General features: G+C 47.2%; 18 protein-coding genes and 1 riboswitch. Of the genes, 12 read left to right on the forward strand and 6 right to left on the reverse strand.

From position 1 onward, the window contains the following. Positions 1–8 precede the first annotated feature (8 nt). Positions 9–1,064, reverse strand: coding sequence for an efflux RND transporter periplasmic adaptor subunit (locus KIU71_RS02715; protein WP_214129612.1), 1,056 nt, complete (start codon positions 1,062–1,064; stop codon positions 9–11). A 131-nt stretch (positions 1,065–1,195) separates the two neighbouring features. Here KIU71_RS02715 and KIU71_RS02720 point away from each other — a divergent pair, with 131 nt between their 5' ends. Next, entirely contained in the window at positions 1,196–1,750 is a 555-nt protein-coding gene (locus tag KIU71_RS02720) for an NUDIX hydrolase (protein ID WP_214129613.1), read from the forward strand. A gap of 72 nt (positions 1,751–1,822) precedes the next feature. Next, entirely contained in the window at positions 1,823–3,583 is a 1,761-nt protein-coding gene (locus tag KIU71_RS02725) for an acyl-CoA dehydrogenase family protein (RefSeq protein ID WP_214129614.1), read from the forward strand. A gap of 137 nt (positions 3,584–3,720) precedes the next feature. On the opposite strand, the gene KIU71_RS02730 is transcribed toward KIU71_RS02725, so the two are convergent. From KIU71_RS02730 to KIU71_RS02740, 3 genes are all read right to left on the reverse strand, one after another. Further along, positions 3,721–4,272 (reverse strand): PEP-CTERM sorting domain-containing protein, encoded by a 552-nt coding sequence (locus tag KIU71_RS02730; protein WP_214129615.1) that lies wholly within the window; start codon positions 4,270–4,272, stop codon positions 3,721–3,723. Positions 4,273–4,289: 17 nt separating this feature from the next. Then, positions 4,290–7,964 carry an ExeM/NucH family extracellular endonuclease gene (locus KIU71_RS02735; protein ID WP_214129616.1) on the reverse strand — a complete coding sequence of 1,225 codons (3,675 nt, stop codon included), beginning with the start codon at positions 7,962–7,964 and terminating at the stop codon, positions 4,290–4,292. Between the two features lie 434 nt (positions 7,965–8,398). Next, a complete protein-coding gene (locus KIU71_RS02740; RefSeq protein WP_214129617.1) occupies positions 8,399–8,959 on the reverse strand; it encodes a DUF3016 domain-containing protein in 561 nt (186 codons plus the stop codon). 428 nt (positions 8,960–9,387) lie between these two features. Here KIU71_RS02740 and KIU71_RS02745 point away from each other — a divergent pair, with 428 nt between their 5' ends. The 6 genes from KIU71_RS02745 (at position 9,388) to KIU71_RS02770 (ending at position 12,863) form a co-directional block, all read left to right on the forward strand. After that, positions 9,388–9,888: a hypothetical protein gene (locus KIU71_RS02745; protein ID WP_214129618.1), complete on the forward strand. Its 501-nt coding sequence runs from the start codon at positions 9,388–9,390 to the stop codon at positions 9,886–9,888. Positions 9,889–9,919: 31 nt separating this feature from the next. After that, positions 9,920–10,825, forward strand: coding sequence for a hypothetical protein (locus KIU71_RS02750; RefSeq protein ID WP_214129619.1), 906 nt, complete (start codon positions 9,920–9,922; stop codon positions 10,823–10,825). A 1-nt stretch (position 10,826) separates the two neighbouring features. Then, positions 10,827–11,303 (forward strand): hypothetical protein, encoded by a 477-nt coding sequence (locus tag KIU71_RS02755; protein WP_214129620.1) that lies wholly within the window; start codon positions 10,827–10,829, stop codon positions 11,301–11,303. Between the two features lie 508 nt (positions 11,304–11,811). Continuing rightward, positions 11,812–11,970 carry an integrase gene (locus tag KIU71_RS02760; RefSeq protein WP_250207232.1) on the forward strand — a complete coding sequence of 53 codons (159 nt, stop codon included), beginning with the start codon at positions 11,812–11,814 and terminating at the stop codon, positions 11,968–11,970. A gap of 87 nt (positions 11,971–12,057) precedes the next feature. Further along, a complete protein-coding gene (locus KIU71_RS02765; protein ID WP_214129622.1) occupies positions 12,058–12,387 on the forward strand; it encodes a type II toxin-antitoxin system PrlF family antitoxin in 330 nt (109 codons plus the stop codon). Between the two features lie 20 nt (positions 12,388–12,407). After that, positions 12,408–12,863, forward strand: a complete 456-nt coding sequence (locus tag KIU71_RS02770; RefSeq protein ID WP_214129727.1) for a type II toxin-antitoxin system YhaV family toxin — start codon at positions 12,408–12,410, stop codon at positions 12,861–12,863. 191 nt (positions 12,864–13,054) lie between these two features. Here the strand turns inward: KIU71_RS02770 and KIU71_RS02775 are convergent, their stop codons facing one another. Then, positions 13,055–13,420 carry a hypothetical protein gene (locus KIU71_RS02775; protein WP_214129623.1) on the reverse strand — a complete coding sequence of 122 codons (366 nt, stop codon included), beginning with the start codon at positions 13,418–13,420 and terminating at the stop codon, positions 13,055–13,057. Positions 13,421–13,608: 188 nt separating this feature from the next. Here KIU71_RS02775 and ccoG point away from each other — a divergent pair, with 188 nt between their 5' ends. Together ccoG and KIU71_RS02785 are read left to right on the forward strand one after the other, a co-directional pair. Further along, positions 13,609–15,042 (forward strand): cytochrome c oxidase accessory protein CcoG, encoded by a 1,434-nt coding sequence (gene ccoG / locus KIU71_RS02780; RefSeq protein ID WP_214129624.1) that lies wholly within the window; start codon positions 13,609–13,611, stop codon positions 15,040–15,042. Continuing rightward, positions 15,039–16,037 carry a serine/threonine protein kinase gene (locus KIU71_RS02785; protein ID WP_315853227.1) on the forward strand — a complete coding sequence of 333 codons (999 nt, stop codon included), beginning with the start codon at positions 15,039–15,041 and terminating at the stop codon, positions 16,035–16,037. The genes ccoG and KIU71_RS02785 overlap by 4 nt, the downstream gene beginning before the upstream one ends. Positions 16,038–16,072: 35 nt before the next feature. Here KIU71_RS02785 and KIU71_RS02790 read toward each other — a convergent pair whose 3' ends face one another. Then, positions 16,073–16,258: a hypothetical protein gene (locus KIU71_RS02790; RefSeq protein ID WP_214129625.1), complete on the reverse strand. Its 186-nt coding sequence runs from the start codon at positions 16,256–16,258 to the stop codon at positions 16,073–16,075. Positions 16,259–16,561: 303 nt separating this feature from the next. Then, positions 16,562–16,811, forward strand: a riboswitch (cobalamin riboswitch). A gap of 57 nt (positions 16,812–16,868) precedes the next feature. Here KIU71_RS02790 and KIU71_RS02795 point away from each other — a divergent pair. Continuing rightward, the gene (locus tag KIU71_RS02795; RefSeq protein WP_214129626.1) at positions 16,869–18,812 is read left to right on the forward strand and encodes a TonB-dependent receptor plug domain-containing protein; all 1,944 of its coding nucleotides are present in this window, start codon (positions 16,869–16,871) and stop codon (positions 18,810–18,812) included. Between the two features lie 118 nt (positions 18,813–18,930). Next, positions 18,931–19,554 (forward strand): thiol:disulfide interchange protein DsbA/DsbL, encoded by a 624-nt coding sequence (locus KIU71_RS02800; protein ID WP_214129627.1) that lies wholly within the window; start codon positions 18,931–18,933, stop codon positions 19,552–19,554. Positions 19,555–19,682: the final 128 nt, after the last annotated feature.

The raw sequence follows: 19,682 nt of genomic DNA on the forward strand, positions 1-19,682 counted from the left end.
TCGGTACCCTATTTCGTATCTAGAATTTGAACGGGAGACTGATCACGTAGCCGCAACGTGCCTTCCGTGACAATTGTTTCGCCCGGCGACAAACCGGACGTTATCTGCGCAATACCGGGGCGACGCTCGCCAACCTTCACTTCGCGCGAGTGCGCTATGCCCTCTTCAATCACAAACACGAACTGCTTCTCCTGATTAGGGATCAGCGCTTTCTCTGGAATGACGATAGTGTTTAACACACGCTTTTGCACAGTAATTTGCAGCAACATCCCCGGCCGCAGTTTTCCTTCAGGGTTGTCGATAATCGCGCGTACGTTGATTGACCGAGTCATAGGATCAAGGCGAGCATCAATGGTCGATATTTGGCCAGTGAAGGTTTCTCCCGGGTACGCTACCGACGCTGCGGTAACACTCTGCCCTTTACTGACACTGGCTAAATGCGTTTCAGATAAATTAAAATCAACTTTGACGCGCTCGATATCATCCAATGTTGTGATCACATCTCCGGGGCGAACTAAGGTACCAATGCTGACTTGGCGTAGACCCAACTTGCCACTGAACGGCGCATGAATTTTTAACTCACTTAAATTCGCTTGGGCGACATCCAACTGCGCGCTCAGCGCATCCACACGCGCACGCTGCTCATCAAGTAGTTGCTGGGAAGCAACGCGATCCTTGGCCAAATTTTCAATCCGTTGAAGCTGGCGTTTAGCATCAGCAATATTGATTTCTAACTCGTTGACCCGAGCAATCTCTGCGCGGTTGTTGAGTTCCACCAGTAAGTCGCCCTTTTCGACGATATCACCATCATCAAAGGCAATTAGCTTTACGGTTTGCGCTTGCTGAGCAGTCAGTTCAACACTTTCATTGGCCTGAGCCGTGCCTAATGCTTCAATCACGATCGCGAAAGGCTCTACGCTAACAGTCTCGGCAACAACTGGGGTAGCGCCCCCGCCGCGTCGCTGCTGTGCTTGCTCTTCTGCTGGCCAGTTCAGGTAGGCCAAAAACCCAGCCAGTAAAAAAATACCGAGAATGAGAGGTGAAAATCGTAAACTGCGCGCCATGCTATTTCCCATCAGAACTCAGCGGCACCGCGTCGAATTAATGCTGGGCCGGTTCTAAAATCAAGAGGTTGAACTCGAAAAAACTACGCCGTAAGGTGTAGAGACATTTGTTCAGTAGTTTACAGGCTTTCATGGAATTCAGATTTGTTTTGTCGAGCAGATTGCGTCATTCAGCGATTCTAGGGGTTGTGCTGCTCGGTGCGTGCAGTGAATCTTCACCGGCAAACCCGACTTGCCGTTCAAGCGTAACATCGCCCGTGCCGTCTGGTGCGCTCGCGGCTTGTGTCATCGTTGATCGACAGCATCTACTGACAATTGGTCACCGTTTGAGCGGCAAGCTGGATCTGCCCGGTGGAACCGGCAGCAGTGAAGAATCAGCAGCCTGCACAGCTCACCGCGAAACCTTTGAAGAGACCGGCCTCAATGTTGAAGTCACTGAACTTATCGGTACAACAGATTCCGGTTTGTGGCTTTTCGCTTGCCAGCCCAGTGGGGGCTTTGGGTCAGCAGATCCAATGGCTGTTCCCCCATGGGCTCTTGCCGAAGTCAGTTCGGTGCAGTGGATAGATCCCTTCACATTAACGCACAACGATTGGCGCTTTGCAGACCAGCACGTGGTGATTAATGACGCCTTTGTTGCGGCGGGTCGCACGGCGACTGGCACCGCTGCACCAAACCCGGAATAAACTCGTATCAACTTAGAAATTTAGCCCGTATAATTAAATTCAAACGCGCGTTTGAATTTTTAGGAGAGCACTATGCCAACTTATAAAGCCCCCATGGCTGACTTTCAGTTTCTGTTGAAGGACTGGTTGAATATCAACGAGCACTATCAGCGTATCGGCGCCGAAGACTATGATACGGAGCTGGTGTTTGAAATTATGGCGCAAGGTGCAAAGTTTGCTGAAGAAGTGGTTGCCCCACTGAATCGCGAAGGTGACGAAGAAGGATGCACCTTAGCCAATGGAAAGGTCACTACGCCTCACGGCTTTGCTCAAGCCTATGCGGACTATATTCAAAATGGCTGGAACGCGATGTTGGGCAATCCGGAATTTGGCGGCCAGGATTTACCCTACTCGGCTGCGGTGCCAATCCATGAAATGCTCAACTCAGCGAATCTAAGCTGGCGGCTAACCACCATGCTAACCGAAAGTGCGGTGTTGGCCGTGAACAAACACGCCACCAAAGCACTTCAAGACCAGTACCTTGAGAAACTGATTTCCGGGGAGTGGACCGGCACAATGAATCTCACCGAGCCGCAAGCAGGCTCAGATTTGGCATTGTTAACGACCAAGGCAGAGCCTCAGGCCGATGGTAGCTATGCCATTACCGGCAATAAGATATTTATCACCGGTGGCGATCACGATTGGACCTCAAACATAGTGCATCTTGTTTTGGCACGCTTGCCGGACGCGCCGAAAGGCGTGAAAGGCATTAGCTTGTTTCTGGTTCCAAAGTTTTTGCTCGATGAAAATGGCGAGCCTGGCCAAGCAAATGCACTGTCTGTCGGTAGTATTGAGAAGAAAATGGGCATTAAAGCCAGCCCCACCTGTGTGATGAATTACGACGGTGCCAAAGGGTGGTTGGTGGGAGACGAAAACCAAGGTTTGGCGTGCATGTTTACCATGATGAACGATGCGCGTTTTCAGGTGGGTATGCAAGGTTTAGGCATTGCTGAAGCTTCTTATCAAGGCGCCTTGGCGTACGCCCGTGACCGCTTACAATCCCGTGCTCCCTATGGTGTGCAGCAACCTGACGCAAAAGCAGATTCAATTATTCATCAACCTGATGTACGTCGGATGTTGTTGACTCAGAAAGCCTTCGCTGAAGGCTGTCGGGCGCTTGCGTTATTTTACGCGAAAACGATGGATATCGAAAAATACAGCAGTGGTGAGGAAAAAACTAACGCAGAACATGTGCTCCAGTATCTCACTCCTATCTGTAAAAGTTTTATGACCGAAATGGGACTCGAAGTCGCCAATCATGGGGTTCAAGTATTCGGAGGTCACGGCTATGTGCGCGAATGGGGCATGGAGCAACTCATGCGAGATGCTAAAATTGCGCAACTGTATGAGGGCACTAACGGTATACAAGCAGTTGATTTGATTGGCCGAAAGCTGACCAGAAGCGGTGGGACAATGATGCGTGCCACGCGTGCCGAGTTTATCAAGCTGACGGATGCCATCGAAGACGACAGCCGACGTGTTGCAGCGCAGGATTTACTGGCAGAGTGGTTGGAAGTGTCAGACAACATCATGTCGTTCTCACCAGAAGATGTGGCAGGTGCAGCCTGTGACTACCTGAACTATTCATCTTACATACTGCTGGGTGTGCTGTGGTATAGCATGGCTGATGCGGCTGTACGCGGTGACAATGCAGCCATAGCAGCCGGGAAGGTGAAAACCTGTGACTTCTACATTAAGCGCTTACTTCCACGCAAGGATATGCATAAAGCCAGCATTACGGTGGGAGCTGATGACTTGCTCGCGGTTGACGATCGCGAATTTGATTATCTATAGCAGACGTCTCAGCGCAGATATGCAGAATGGTGTATTAGAGGCATAGTAAACGGTGACACAAAGCTCGCTAGACATAAAAAAAGCGGAATGAATGACCTCATTCCGCTTTTTATTATCAAATAATAACGTGTTCGAATTTAAAACACTTTGCGACGCGCCACAAGGCCGGCCATCAATAGACCCGCAAACAGAGCAATCGTGGAAGGCTCAGATACGGTCGCCGATGACGCGACAGTAAAAGAAGGAGGCGTTATCTCAGTGAAATTCAGTGAAAGGCTATCGATCGCTGAGAACTCACCGCCAAACAGTGCGACACCGTTAGCATTCGCATCGAATGAAAACGAGGCTAACAAGTAACTGCCAGCAAACGTTTCGCCCATCATGAAGTCTGAGTTTAGGGTAAAGAATAACGTCGAAGCATCCTCAAACACATCTAACCCATCAAACGTTGTGAAAAAATCAACGATGGCAAAATCACTGCTGATACTACTTGAATTAAAGCTTAACAATACATCGTCAAAATTAAGCGAAAAAGTCAGAAAATCGAATTCTTCAAAATCGACCAAACGAATAGAGTAATTGACTTCATTGCCAGCAACCACATTCACTTCATCTGTACTGATTTCGATAATATTGGCACTCGCCATTGAGGTCCACATTAACGCGACAACTAAAAATAACTGTTTCATTTTACTACTTCCTAAGATTACGCAGCGCAACGAGTACGCGTGCAAAGAGTGAGAAGAACGCGTGCATCAAGCGTTGTGATACGTCCATCTCCATTTAAATCAAACTCCATACCCACGTCTTGACGGCGCTGAATGGCGCGCAACAGACCACGGTAGTCGTTAATGTCTACATCACCGTCATTATCCCAGTCACCACGTAATGCCTCAGCGTCGAGCTGAAGTGAAACGATGACAGGATCATGATCCGACATGCGATACGCATCGGGTGCGTAGAAATTGTCAATATTGACCGGCGCAATGAACTCAGTGTTGTAATCCAATACGATCGGCTCATCCGCGTTGATATGCCACTCGGTGGTGTCTACCACATTCTCAAGTAAGACGTCATTAGCGAGCGCGTGGTCAAGGTAACCTAACTCACCAGCAAACGAGTAAGAATAGGCTTCGCTGCCACCAAACGCATTGGCTAAATCAGTGTATCCTTCGCTCAGAATCGCAGTAATAGGATCTTCCTTCGCATAGGCATTTAAGTCACCAATGATGAGCGTAGGCATGTCGGCAAAGTTGTCGGCCAAAAATGCCGTTAGCGCTTGTGCCGCTCGGGTTCTTGTCAGGTTACAGCTGCCTTGACCCGTTTGTGTATCGTCATCGCCAGCACCACAGCTTGAACCTTTTGATTTCAAATGGTTAACACTGACCACGAGCTTTTCACCATTCTCCACCAGCGCAAATTGCTGAATTAACGAGGGGCGATTACGACGGTCGTTGAATAACGGGCCATTACCATCCGCGATCGAATTGCTGCTATCCAAAATCACTGCATTACCGTCAAGATTGACCACCGATGGCTTGTACATAAGCGCTACAGTGATGGCGTCGGTACCAATAGGGCTACCAGGATTGACGATGGCATATGTCCCCTCTCCGACAACCTCATTAACACTGCTCACCAGCTCAGCAATCGCACTGCCCGCGCCGAAGCCATTATTTTCGATTTCCATCAATCCCACGATATCTGCGTCCATTGCAGCAATGGCGGCAACCGTCTTAAGCTTTTGACGCTCAAATTCCGTGCGACCACTGCCATCAACGCCGTTGTCATCAGCGCCACGACAATCTTGATTGCCTTGCGGGCCACAAATATCTGGGCCTGAATCGATATTATTGAAGAAGTTAAGCACGTTGAGGCTTGCAACGGTGACATTACCCTGAGCCAAGCTTGGAGCAGCAGAACGCGGGTTGGTTGCTGCAAATACAGGCGCTTCGGTGTTGTAAATCATGTACTCACCGCGCGTAAAATCGAGCACACCCGTGAGTGATGAAACGGTATCGCCCAAGCGAAGTGTATTGTTCGCCGACAAGTTACCCGTAGGGAACGGCACGATTTCGCGGTTCTGATCATCGCTGGCATCATCGAGTAACACGCGATTGAGTTCATTCGCTTCAGCTAACGCAAGGTTCTGTGCTGAGCCCGGCGCAAAAATGTTATTTGGATTGAAGATGCGACCGTTAGACAACGTCACACGACCGTACCGACCCAACTCGAAGTTGTTTGAGACGACCAACGGCGACGCCGTTGTAATCAACATGCCTTCTAATGCTTCAAAATCCGTTGTGGCGCTCACTGGCAACGCAAATTCAGTCGCCTGAATGCTGCCTTCACCACACAATTGCGGTTCAGCAACCGCATTGAGTTGCGTGCGGCCGAAGCGTTCTGATACCGAGCCTGAAACAATGACTACGTCACCGATGCCAGGCGCGGATGCGTTAGCTTGCATCGCAACGAACAGACCTTCAGACGTTGCGTCATTGTTGTCCGAATCAACGGCTTCTTCTTGAACCACAAAACCGTTCAATTCAGGTAAAACCGCTGTCACCACGGCTTGTACAACGACATCTTGATTTTCCAGAGGGCTGGCAAAACCACTGCCTTGGATCGCAGACACTAGCGTGAACGCATCATCGCTGTTACACGACAACTGCTCTATCGTGGTGAAACTGCTTGCGAAGTCAGCCGCTAACGTATCTGGCGAACCATCAAGATCAGTCACAGAATTGGCTGCAACCGATAGCGAACAGATTTCTCCATCCGCCAAATCCGCGTCAGGTGTGAGCGTGTAAGTCACGTCACTGAGCTCAGCTGTCAGTGCCACGGTGCCACTGATTGAACATGAAAGTACCGGCACTGAACTGACCGCAACGGCCTCACTAAATGTGAGTACAATGGCAGTATCAACACTGATACTGGTGGCATTATCTGCGGGTGTAACGTCCACGATAGCAGGCGCTACATCCGGCACAGTACAACCTGCGAAGTTACTGCCATTGGATTGCGTACCGGGCGAATACAGCGCGCCATTGGCGGCAGCGATAGTGCTATGCTGCACTAAGCTTTCACCCGAAATATCAGGATTGCGTGTCACTGACTGGTTGTTTCCGCCTTCAGAACCGTACGCCACTTCAAACGTTTCCACACCGTTTGAAACGGTAACGGTGTCGCCGCCATTGTTTAATCCAAGCGAACCACCCGTGGCCGTTTGTACCAGCGCGCCACCAAATGTGCCGACAGGTTCACTGCCACCAAACACAACCACTGCGCAGCCCGCTTCAACCTGAGTTTCTGCCGGGAAGGTATGACGAACACCAAAACCGTCACTGAGTGTCCAGCCACTGATATCAATGGCTTCACTGCCATCGTTGACAAGCTCTACAAATTCATCATCACCCGAATCACGCGTGCCATCGCCATTGGCGTCGCCGGCTATATCGCTGGCTGGATCAGCGTGAATTTCATTAATGACCAGGGCAGTTGATGCGTTTGCATCCACAACCGTAAAGGTGACAGTAACGTCCTCAACCAAGTTATCCGACTCACCGTCTAAGTCAGTTACATCGTCCGCACTCAGTGTAAATGAGCACTCATCTGCATTTGCGAAATCCTGATCAGGATTAACGACATAACGCGCCCCTTCTCCGCTTAATTCCGCAGAAATCGCTACATCGCTTGTGCAGTTAACGGCGTTGATGGCACTAACAACCACATCTTCGCTGAAAACCAATTCAATATTGGCATCTACCGCAACATTAGCCGCACCATCTGCTGGCGTAATCGTTACAGAGGGAGGCGTATCAATGGTTGAACCACCGCCAAAAGATTGTTCCAGATTAATCGCTGCAGGGGTTTCTGCCTGATTGGCGACCCACGTGAAGTCAGCATACTGTGTGCCTGTACCGGTTAGCTGAAGTGATTCGCCCACGGCTGTACCACCACTTTCGCTAACGCCAATATCCACGCTTGTCATGCCGACAGCAGGGCCACTGGCCGCTTCGAAGCTACCTTCATAACTTAAAAATTGGACAACAGCGCCATTGTTATCGACTAGCGCGAGGCCGTCTGGCGAGCCGTTTTGAATGCCGGAATGCGCTACGCTGACAAATCCGTATCCATTGTTTTGATCAGCAACCACGCCAGACAACGTTTTCGTTGCATAGACACTGCGTTGAGAGCTCGTGCCATTGTAAAGTGCGATTGTCCAACCACTGAGATCGGTGCCTTGTGGTGCGGCAATTTCAACAAACTCGCCGCTGTCAGCGCCGTCGTTGTCGTAATGCAATTCGTTGATGAATACGGTCGTTGCTTGCGCAGATAGAGCGCACAGTGCCGACAGTGCCCCCGCTATTTTTCGCTTCATAATCTCTCCAAGAGGAAACAGAGTGTCGATGATTCGACTTATTATTTTTCGGTCAAATGGGCTGGCATGGTGCGACAATATTGTGACATTCATGTGACAACATTTTGACCATTTAACGCCAATGCGTCATTTCCCAACATCAATCCGTTAAGCAAGAAATAGCCCCATTGGGTCAACGCAAACAAAAACAGTCACTTAGCTCAGTTGACATGACGTCGATTTGCGAAGCTGGAAAAAAACCTGACACTCTATTTTGTTTTACTTCGTTGAAAAATCAGTTTTCACGAATAATCCGTAATGGTTGAAGTGATATTGCGAAACAGTTTCGTACCCACTATTGTTTCGGAAAGGTTTAGACAATAAAAAAACGCACTGTGTGCTAACACACAGTGCGTTTTAACCACCGTTTTTAATGCAGTGTAGACGTTACCTGCTTATTGCTTGGCAATTTGATCGGAAAATTCTTTTTTGAACCAATCATCTAACATGCGCTTTTCATAACGCAACGTCTCTGAATCGGACCCGCGAAGACTGGTGTGAAGAAACCCCATGTCTTTCAAATCAACGTCAGATTCCTTGATAACAAGACCATTTTCTTTCAACTGGTAGCTAAATGACATGCGCGGAATATCAATATCTTTAATGATTCGAACATCTTCTGCACCGCTGCCAAGCCCAACAAAAGATGAAGGCCAGACTTGACCCGCCAGGTCGACATCAGTCACCGTTACCTCAAGCATTTGACCTTCAGGTAGAGCCTCTGCCATCTCGGCAAAATGTGCCTCTAAGCGGTTAAAGGTTTGCTCCTGAAATCGCGTGCGAGATTGATTTGTAGGCCGCACATCACGATAATCATCAGGCGACTGCCACGTTACCGATACTTGACTATTTTCTGTCTCTGGATCATCGTTAACTGCAGATTTTTCGGCGAATGACGAACCAGAAAAACATAGTAAGAGCGCTGCCGAAACACAGCTTACGTTAAATTTTTTCATAAAAACCTCACTTCTTTTTCAATGTTCAATGGCCACTAGATCCAGAGCCTTTTGACTTGCACTGAATCCATCAATCGACTCTACTAAGACCACCTTGATAGTAAATAGTTTAGCAGAAAGATGTGAACGTTAACTGAATGAGCAAATTTCGCATGCTACACACTGCTCACCTCTATTTTGCTGAAGCTCGCTGCTAACAACCGCTATGGTTTTCCGGCGAATCACAGGCGTGTTGACTTTTGACGCTAGCCGTTAGTCAGGTTTGATTACCAAGGGATACTGACGGTATAAGTACTAAGCGATTTTGACGTTTTCACACTATTCATGTTGCCGCGGTTCGGCAAACTTTGCCAATCGTAACGCAGTAGTATGCGTGTTTTCCCTCAGCCAGATATTGAGGTGGTATATATTATAACTCTCCGAATGATATGGCGTACCTAGAAGAGGATTCCTATTTTAATGCTTCAAAGCTGTCTGTAGGTGGATGGAATTGGGGAACAAGTACGGCGAATGCATGTGATGATTACAATTCTTGTACTGAAATTATTGATGTGATTGGAACACCACTTGATCCTATTGACCCCGTTTGGGACGAGCCGGGTTGGGACGACAGTTCTAACGGAGGCAATGATGGGAATGAAGATGGAGGGACAGGAAGCCCCGGTGGTGATGCAGGCGAAGAACAACAGAAGGAAAACTGTTATTCCGGCGCTGAAGGCCATTACTCTAGTTGCAGAGGTATTGCAGACTATAATTTTCAGACTTCCACCGATTACTGTGGTTCAATGTCACGAGACCCATATGTAACGGGAGATGATATTCATGATTGTGTATCCGATGCTAGATACAGTTATGACTATGATCTCGGAGAGTGTTCCGATGAGTACGGTGATGACATAGCATATTGTGAGCGCAACTTCGGTGGCTAGAACATGCCTTAAATTTATACGAGTAACGACTATGAATTTAGCGATAAAACCTTTTAATAAGAAGCCAGCCCGTCTTATATTTCTGGCTACTTTACTCGTTGTTGGCGGATTTATCGTTTTCCATAACTGGTCCAGGCCCGTTATTGTGCAAAGCCACCCTGAACCTTCTAACGAGCCACTACACTCAGAAAACCTTTCAGGGTTTTCAGAACGGGACTTAGGCGATAAGCTAGCGTCGCAGGAAACCATAGAACTGTCAGAAAAACGAAAGGCAGAGTTTGCTGCAATAAAGGAAGACTTTAGGACAAAGATATATCCAAGCCAATATGGTGTGAGAGACGTCTCTCAAAAGAGATTGGAGAGAGATCAAAAGATCAAGGCTCCAATGATAGCTGCAAAAGAAGGTGACTGGGAGCTTTTTTTAGATGAGACGGTGCACCTTCAAACGATGTCAGATTATCTATTATCTGCTTCTATCAGTTCTGCAATTCGTCACAATGCGCCGCTTCATGTTTTTGAAGAACTTATATCGAGAGGAGCGAGGTTTCTCCCTAGACATACGATGATGTTAGCGATGAAAAATAAAGTTGAAATGGTGGAAAAGCTTATTCCGCTTGGCTTGAGTATTCATGTTAGAACAGCAAGTGGTGATAATGCTTTAAATGCTCTGTTAGTAACATTTTCAGCTCGGAGAATGTTTGATTTCTTGCTTTACAACGGCGTTGAAATTCAAAATGGAGCCAATATTGAAGATCCTTTGATGAAGGCTTTGAAAGGTGCAGAAATAAATACTGAGGCTGCTTATTACGCTTACAAACTGATTCAGTATAAAGCACAAATAACTACAGCTCATATTAAACAGTTTAATAACCTAAATTCAATAAACTCAAAATCGTATGAACTGTTAGTAAGAAATGTTCCAGAGTTAAGGAGGTAGAATGGAGCGCCTTAATTTTGCTTGGCCCTTTGTGGTAGCAATTTGTTTTGCTTTAATAGCATTTAATACCGAGTCTATAGAAAATTGCGACAGTAAATTCAACGATTCTATGACGTCATGGGTATCTGCTCATAAGGCCCTACTTCGAAATTCTGATAAAAGGAATTATTCGATAGGTTTTAAAAAGTTGTTGCCAGAACTCATAGATGATCTAGCGAATTTGGACGTGGAGACTTGCTCGGACGATTTAATAAAAGTATGGCAAGACCTATTGATGTCTGCCAAGGCATTGTATTCAGAACATCAAGCACAGGCTGAAATTGATCGCCAAATTGAGCAAGCAGTTGGAGAGCAAAAAAAAGAGCTTGCATTAAAAAGTGTCGAAGCATCAAGTAAATGGGCCATGAAACGAAGAGATTTCAGTGATAAGTTGGCGACTGCAATCAATCACACTAACCCAAATGCCAAATTAAACTGATAGAAGAATGTTCGCTTTGGTAATGTTTGAAAATCTCTGTCATTCCTGTTTTCTCAACATATATTAGTGTGATTACCAAGGGATACTGACCGTATAAGTACTAAGCGATTTTGAGTAATCACACTATCGATGTTGCCGCGCTTCGGCAAGCTTTGCAAATGGTAACGCAGTAGTATTCACGTTTTCCCTTAGCCAGATATTGCGAACGCCGCTAGCGTGTATGTCAGGGCATTCCAACACACCTTATTGCCTTTTTCAGTTAAAAAGTTTCCTCATTCAAACATTGAAATCAGGAAAAGGGAAAGAAGTGGCTTAATTTATAAAATAAAAGCGACAACGGTCTTGCAAACGCAAGTCATCAGCTCAAATGGCGCATTATTTTTGCGCAAATAATGGCGGATGATTTGAACCCAATAAGTTGTCAGATAGGGTGTCTCGCTAGGTTATGTTGGCGGGTATCAAACGTGCTGACTCTTGCTATTTGTTCCGCCATGCTACTGCTATAACAATGCCTGATAATAGTGCTTATTTGCGTCACGTACAAAAGATGTTAGCTCACGCTGATATTTCCACGACACAAATTTATATTCACGTTTCACGCTCTAAGCTTGCTGACGTCCACGTCAAGTCCCATCCTTCAGCGTTAAGCAACTTGAGCATTTTCTAGCTTACCATAAAAGGTAATGCATTTGCATTACCTCTCCATCCATACTAAAATCAAAACAATTGAAACAAGTAAATGATAGAGGTTGTTATGGCACAAGTTGCTTTAGAAACTGAATCAACATTGACAGACCGTTTTCAAACTACGGTGCCTAGTCCTGTTCGTCAGGCGTTGCGCTTAGGCAAGAAAGACAAAATTAAATACGCGATACAGTCTGATGGCAGCGTGGTTATCTCGCGTGCAGAAGCGCAAGAAAGCGACCCTGTACTGGGCGAGTTTTTATCATTCATAGCGCGTGATATGAAGGCTCACCCTGAAAGACTAGAGCCGTTATCAGCAAGTATGCGAGAAAGCGTTGATGCGTTGGTTGAAGGTGTTGAAATTGATTTAGATGCTCCGCTATTGGATGAGGACGAGTAAGTTTGCAAAAAACGATACCAATGGTCGTAAATGGTTGGACACTTTACACTCATCCATTGTTTAAAGAGCAGTACCTAAGTCTGAAATCACACGTTGAGGCTTTACGTGAAAAAGATCCAAAAGGTTACCTTAAAAAGAACGCCACGAAACGATTAGCCGCTATTCAAAGACTAATTTTTGAATTAATACCACATGATCCTACCAGCGCTGACTTTCGCCAAGGAAACACATTAGGTATTGATAACAAACACTGGTTTCGGGCAAAGTTCTTTCAGCAATACCGTCTGTTTTTTCGATATCACCTAGAATCAAAAGTCATCGTTTATGCTTGGGTCAATGATGAAATGAATAAACGTGCGTACGGCAGCAAAACAGATGCTTACAAAGTATTCAAAAAGATGTTAAAGACTGGTCATCCTCCTGAAGGATGGGATGATCTTTTAAAAGCAGCCAAGGACGAATTGCTCTCTCCATAAGCGAACCGCTTGTTTTTCCACAAGAAAGTAGTCTGGATCGTATTTCCGATTATTTTATATGCTGGCCGAATATTATGACCCAGTCACTGGCGGTAGTACCGGTAACCTCCTTGAGAAACCAAACGAGTAGATAAGTTGCAGCAAAACAAACCATGAGTTTTTTAACGTTTCCTTCAGACTTGAGCAAGCGGTTAGTCAGAAGTATGTAACACCTGACTACTTTCGATACGCTGGCAAACAGCGGTTCGTGTTGCACCGAAGATGTACGGGTTGATTTCCTGCCGTTGGCAATACAGCCGATGAAAATGAATCAATGACGATTTAGAGCTTAACACCGTTTCCAGATACGCCTTTTGGTTTTCAGACATATTCGCGATTTGCGGAGCGAGACGTTCACGTAAACTGTCCAATTCCTGCCTTTCAGGCATTGTAGCGACATGAGATATCCAACCAGACACCGTAGTCTGAGCATCGCTTAGCCAGTATTGGACAAACGGCGAGCGAAGCAAGATGATCAGCAAAGCCACTTCAATAAGGACAATTATTCCGCGTAACATAGTCGTAGATATTGGAAAGTCATAACGTTAATGTACCGTATTTCATCAATGAATAAAGCGTAAGTTCAATACCTAAGTATCAAACCCGTAGATTATTGATCTATGTTAAGTCGGAACTTGACGAATACGATATACTTACCTAATCGCATTCATTAATGAGCTTGCTCATTGCCTTCAAAGGTTCGCTTATGACTAACCAAATCCCGGTCAAAGATGTCACACCGGTCAAGGTTCATAAACCTAAACGCAGTAATCAAAATGACAGTTACACGCCGCGCAGCCGCATTTATGTGCGCGCGGTAGAAGGATCACTGGAAACCTTCCGGCGCTTCTTTGGGCTGATATTTTTGGGTATATTTGCCATCATTCCGTGGATTTCCTACAACGGGTCCCAAGCCGTTTTACTCGACATTGCTGAACAGCGATTTACCCTATTCAGCCTTACGCTGTGGCCACAGGATTTGACGTTGTTGGCGTGGCTGCTGATCGTGGCGGCATATGCCCTGTTTTTCGTCACCACCTTCGCTGGGCGCGTATGGTGTGGTTTTATGTGCCCGCAAACCACATGGACATTCATTTATATTTGGTTTGAAGAACAAATTGAAGGCAGCCGCAACAAGCGGATGAAGCTTGACCAACGGCCAATGGACTTCGATAAATTCTGGCGCAAAACGCTCAAACACACGGCATGGATATTGGTGGCTCTGTTAACCGCCTTGACATTCGTGGGTTACTTCACGCCGATTGATGCGTTATTCCTCGGCTTTTTCACATTCGACGTCAGTTTTTGGGCCGGGTTTTCAGTCATATTTTTTACCGTTTGCACCTACGGTAATGCCGGTTGGATGCGAGAAATTATGTGTACTCACATTTGTCCGTACGCGCGTTTTCAGTCCGCCATGTTCGATAAAGATACGTTCACCGTTGCTTATGACCCCTCTCGTGGTGAACAGCGCGGCCCCCGACCTCGAAAATTGCCCCATGACGAACTCGCTGATAAAGGCTTAGGTGACTGCATTGATTGTAATTTGTGTGTGCAGGTGTGTCCTACGGGCATCGATATTCGGAATGGATTGCAATACGAATGTATTAACTGTGGTGCTTGCGTAGATGCCTGTAACGGCGTGATGGAGAAAATGAACTATCCGAAGGGCCTGATCAGTTTCACGTCAGAACATGAGCTGAACGGCGGGAAAACACACATTATTCGTCCCAAGCTGATCGGCTATTTTGTCGTGTTGATGGTGATGGTGGGTTTGCTGGCGTACGAAATGGCGACGCGCTCATCGCTTGAAGTTGATATTATACGCGATCGGAACTCTCTGTATCGTGAGACCAATCAGGGGTTAATTGAAAACGTATATACCCTGAAAATTTTGAATAAATCGCAGGATGACCGCACCTTCTCTATCACCGTCAAAGGGTTACCAGATTATGAATTTTATGGTGACCAGACAGTGTTTGTGCGCGGTGGTGAGGTGTTCAGTATTCCCGTTTCAGTGGCAACAGATGCCTATAATCTGGAAGAGCGCGTCACCGATATCTTTATTCATGTGCAAACTCAGGATAAAGACGGTACCCTCATCGAAGTTAATGAACCTACACGGTTTTTATATCGGTGATAGCACACACAGAAGCACCAGGTCGGTTTGAGTTCGCCGACCTCACGCCAGACATTATACTCGACGCGATTGAATCAGTCGGTGTTTTTCCTGAGTCTGGATTACTTGCACTGAACAGCTACGAAAACCGCGTTTATCAGTTTGTGGATGAGCACAAACGGCGCTGGGTGGTGAAATTCTACCGACCCCAACGCTGGACAGACGCGCAAATTATTGAGGAGCATTGTTTTACACAAGACTTGCTCGACAACGATGTTCCTGTGGTGGCTCCTGAGCGTGTCAATGGCAGCACGCTTCACCATGCATCAGGATATCGATTTGCGCTCTTTCCATCGGTCGGCGGCAGGCAATTCGAAGTTGACGATTTGGATCAGATTGAACAGGTTGGGCGTTATCTGGGCCGCATGCACCGTGTCGGACAAACAACAACATTTCTCCACAGGCCGGCGTTTTCCATCCAGAGTTTCTTAACTGATCCCGCTGAGGCATTAGCATCTTGTGGCATGGTGTCTGCGAGTTTACATAACGCCTTTTTTGGTACACTTGAGCACGTTATTTCACAAGCGTCATCTCAGTTTACCGACACACCCTTTATTCGTTTGCACGGCGATTGTCACCCCAGCAATATTCTGTGGCGTGATGGACCCAGTATTGTTGATTTAGACGATTGCCGCAGCGGCCCGGCGATACAGGATCTGTGGATGATGCTGTCGGGCGACCGCCAACAACAGTTGATACAATTGGAAACCGTGATTGAAGCCTACGAAGAATTTCACGAATTTAATCAAACTGAGTTAGCACTCATCGAACCCCTAAGAGCCATGCGAATGGTGCACTATATGGCGTGGCTAGCAAAGCGGTGGGAAGACCCCGCTTTTCCGCGAGCCTTTCCTTGGTTTGGCACGGACAAATATTGGGAACAACAAATACTCGCACTCAAAGAGCAGTTGTCAGCCTTGCAGGAACCACCGCTTCGCTTAACGCCAATGTACTAGAGCGTGCTCTAGTTGCTTGAAAAGCCTGCTTAAGCTCAGCGCAATTCGTCAAAGTATTCGTCGATTTGCTGATCAATATCGTCTAATCCCATATCGCCGTCTAGCGCTTCATCACGCACTTTAAATCGCTTACTCCGGTAGGCGTCGCGTGGCGCCACATCGTAGTCGTCAAAATGACGATTTGGGCGTCTGTTTTTTACAACACGTGTACTCGCTTGCATGGTCGTTCTCCTCGTAAGATAGGCTGTTCGCCCTCGTTCAATGAAAAACTAGCAGAGAAAATGCCAAACTGGTTAGCGACTACTGGCACGCGTGGCGGCTGAAATCAAACGAACTGTTTTTACTGAAATTTTTGATTTTCTCGTTGCCATAAGGAAGATGCTTTCACCTTGCCGCAGCCCGTTTCCGTGTGAAAATTTTCCATATTCAGTCTGTAGATTGCTCCAGCCACCCTATAGCAGGTCGTTAACGCTGGCGAGACAGACCCAAAAGTAATAAGCGGTTTCAATTTAAGTGTATTTAGTTATACTGCGCGAGTTCCAGGTGCTACATCGTGCTTTACGATGCAGTTAAACGGGAAGCTGGTGTGAAACCAGCGCTGCCCCCGCAACGGTGAACGTCAGCTTTCAGTGCATGCGCTGAACGTTGTGGTATTGCGCGATACTTTTGTATCACCACTGTGCTCTAACGGCATGGGAAGGTGCAATTCCAGTACAACACACTCTACGTGTTGTTTACGTAAGCCCGGATACCGGCCTGTGAATAGGCCCAGCAAAGCGCTGGAATTTTATCCCCTGTGCTCGGGTGGAGCGCATAAGGAACTTACCTAATATGTCTTTATTTTCTGCAAAAGCGGTGTCTATCGCCGTTGCGTCAGCTTACAGCTTGACGTTGCCTACGGTCGCTGCGCAAACCGCGCCGGATCAAACTCAAATCGAACGTGTTTCAATCGTGGGTGCGCGAACTCCAGCCCCAACCCATCAACTGGCAAGCGCCAGTTATGTGCTCGATCAGGCTGCCATCAGTTCATCCGGCCAACTTTATTTGGCTGATTTGTTGCGTGGCATGCCGGGCATTAGCATTAGTTCATCGGGCAGTGTCGGTGGCTTAACAGAGGTCCGTCTGCGTGGCGGCGAAACAAATCATTTACTGGTGATGATTGATGGTGTGGTGGTCAACGATGAAGGCCAGGGAGGCTTTGTCGACTTTGCGCATATCAGCACGCAAAACATTGTTCGTGTTGAACTGCTTCAGGGCCCACAGAGTGCTTTATGGGGCAGTGGCGCAGTTGCAGGCGTGCTCAGTATAACGACCACTGGCGGTCAGCCCGCTACGCGTATCAGCGCCAGCGCCGGTAATCATGGTCAATACGCCGCCGACTTGAGTACATCACAGCGTGAAATCAACACCCATTATGGCAATGTCACCTATAACGCCAATCTGTCGCATCAACGAAGTGATGGAACGAATGTCTCCCGGCAAGGCGATGAGGATGATGGTTATCGCAACACCACACTAGGCGGCAGCGTTAATTGGCAACTCAATGACCAGCATACACTCACTGCCAGCGTGCGCAGCGTCGATTATCGTACGGAATTCGACGGCGTCGATTTTGCTGTCACAGGCTTACCAGTCGATGCAGATAATGTCAGCGAAGGCCAGCAGTACTCAGGTAAAGTCGGCTGGCAGTATAACCCCCAGAACAGTCGCGTTAAGCATACGCTGGATTACCAATACAGCAAAAATCAGGTTGAAAACTTCAGTGCGGGCACGACCACAGCAGAAACAGATACCAACAAACAGCGCGCACTTTATTATGCCAGTATCGCAATGGCTTCCGAGAGTACAGTCAACGTAGGCGCTGAATGGGTACGCGATGAATTTAGTCAGCGCGGGCCAGTGGGGTTTAGCGATCCGAATCAGGATCAGGCCATAACGTCTTACGCCGCACTGGCGGACGCGGTCATCGCCCTTAACCAACACATCAGCATGAATGCAAGCGCACGGTACGACAGTAACAGTGACTTTGACAATGACCTAAGTTACCGAGCAGGCGTTAGCTACGCAATGACGCCCCAGTGGCGGTTGTTTGCAAGCTACGGAGCCGCTGTACGTAATCCTACATTTACTGAACGATACGGGTTTTTCCCGGGCTCCTTCATCGGCAATCCTGACCTGACACCGGAGTCGGTAACGACGACAGAAGTGGGCGTTGAATATAGCTCAGCGACCGGGCTAATCGCTTCACTGAATGGCTATCACAGCGATTTAGAAGATGAAATAAACGGATTTGTATTTGACCCTGTCGGCGGCGGTTTTACTGCTGCCAACAGTGACAACGAGAGCGAGCGCAGCGGCGTTGAGTTTGCGCTACAGCAAACTTGGTCGCAGTTATCTCTGGCATTGTTTTATAGCTATGTCGATGCTGATGAAGCAAACGCCACAGGCACGGCAGTAACTGAGTTAAGACGTCCAGCGCATACTGGCTCGGTGACCTTGAACTACGCGCTTACGCAGTTACCGCTGAACATTAATGTGAAAGCTGATTACACCGGCTCTCGTGAGGACCAGTTTTTTCCACCGTTTCCTCAGTCGCCTGAGCGGGTTGGCTTGCGCCCTTACACATTGGTTAATGCCAGTGTGATCTATGCGATTGATGATTCAGCCAGCATTCAGCTCAGTGCCACTAACCTATTTGACGAGACGTATGAAGATATCGTCGGCTTCGTCGGCAAGCCACAGCAGATCCGTCTAGGCGTAACCTACTTGTGGTAGTTGGCTGGCAATAGTCGTACAAGATCCCCTTCTTGTCGTATATCTAAGCACGATCTAGTCGCGCACAGGCTAGCTATGCTAATCTGTGCGCGTTTTTATTTAAGGAATCAGACCCGTCATGAAAAAACTGTTTTTAAGCTTTGTATTTGCAGCATTAATTCCCCTACAAGCTTGCGCGCAAGAGCAATGGCAGGAAGGAAAACACTTTAAAGTCATCAGTGATACCGCCACAGAGAAACCCGTGGTGACAGAGTTTTTCTCTTTTTGGTGCCCCGCTTGCTACAATTTTGAGCCATTGGTTGCGGAAATTAAAAAGCAACTGCCGGAAGACGTAAAGTTCAATAAAGTGCATGTTAACTTCATGGGCTTCACCAGTGCCGACGTTCAGGATGAAGTGACGCGTGGCATGATGATCGCGCGAGCTGTGAAGCAGGAAGAGCGTCTAAACGGTGCTATCTTTAATTATATCCACAAACAGCGTGCTTCCATTACTGGTTTAGAGGATGTGCGTAACATCTTCGTCGTTAATGGCGTTGATGAAGCTGAATTCGATAAGTTAGCGTCTAGTTTTGGCGTGAATAGCATGGTACAAAAAAACAATAAAGAAATAGAAAAATTCCGCTCTCATCTTAGCGGTGTGCCTAACTTCATTGTTAACGGTAAGTATCAGGCAACATTCAGTCGTGATATGACACCGGATGACATGACCAATTTGATTGTGTGGCTGAGCAAGCAAAAGTAATCAATGGTTAACCATATTCGACAATCGCCCTCTCACGAGGGCTTTTTTTATGGAAAACGCACATCTATTGAAATCAGAATGTACGCTTAAACACCTTACTCTATTTCGCGTGGGAATGAGTCGACGTG

Source organism: Alteromonas oceanisediminis, assembly GCF_018474025.1.
In the GTDB taxonomy this organism is placed as follows: domain Bacteria; phylum Pseudomonadota; class Gammaproteobacteria; order Enterobacterales; family Alteromonadaceae; genus Alteromonas_E; species Alteromonas_E oceanisediminis.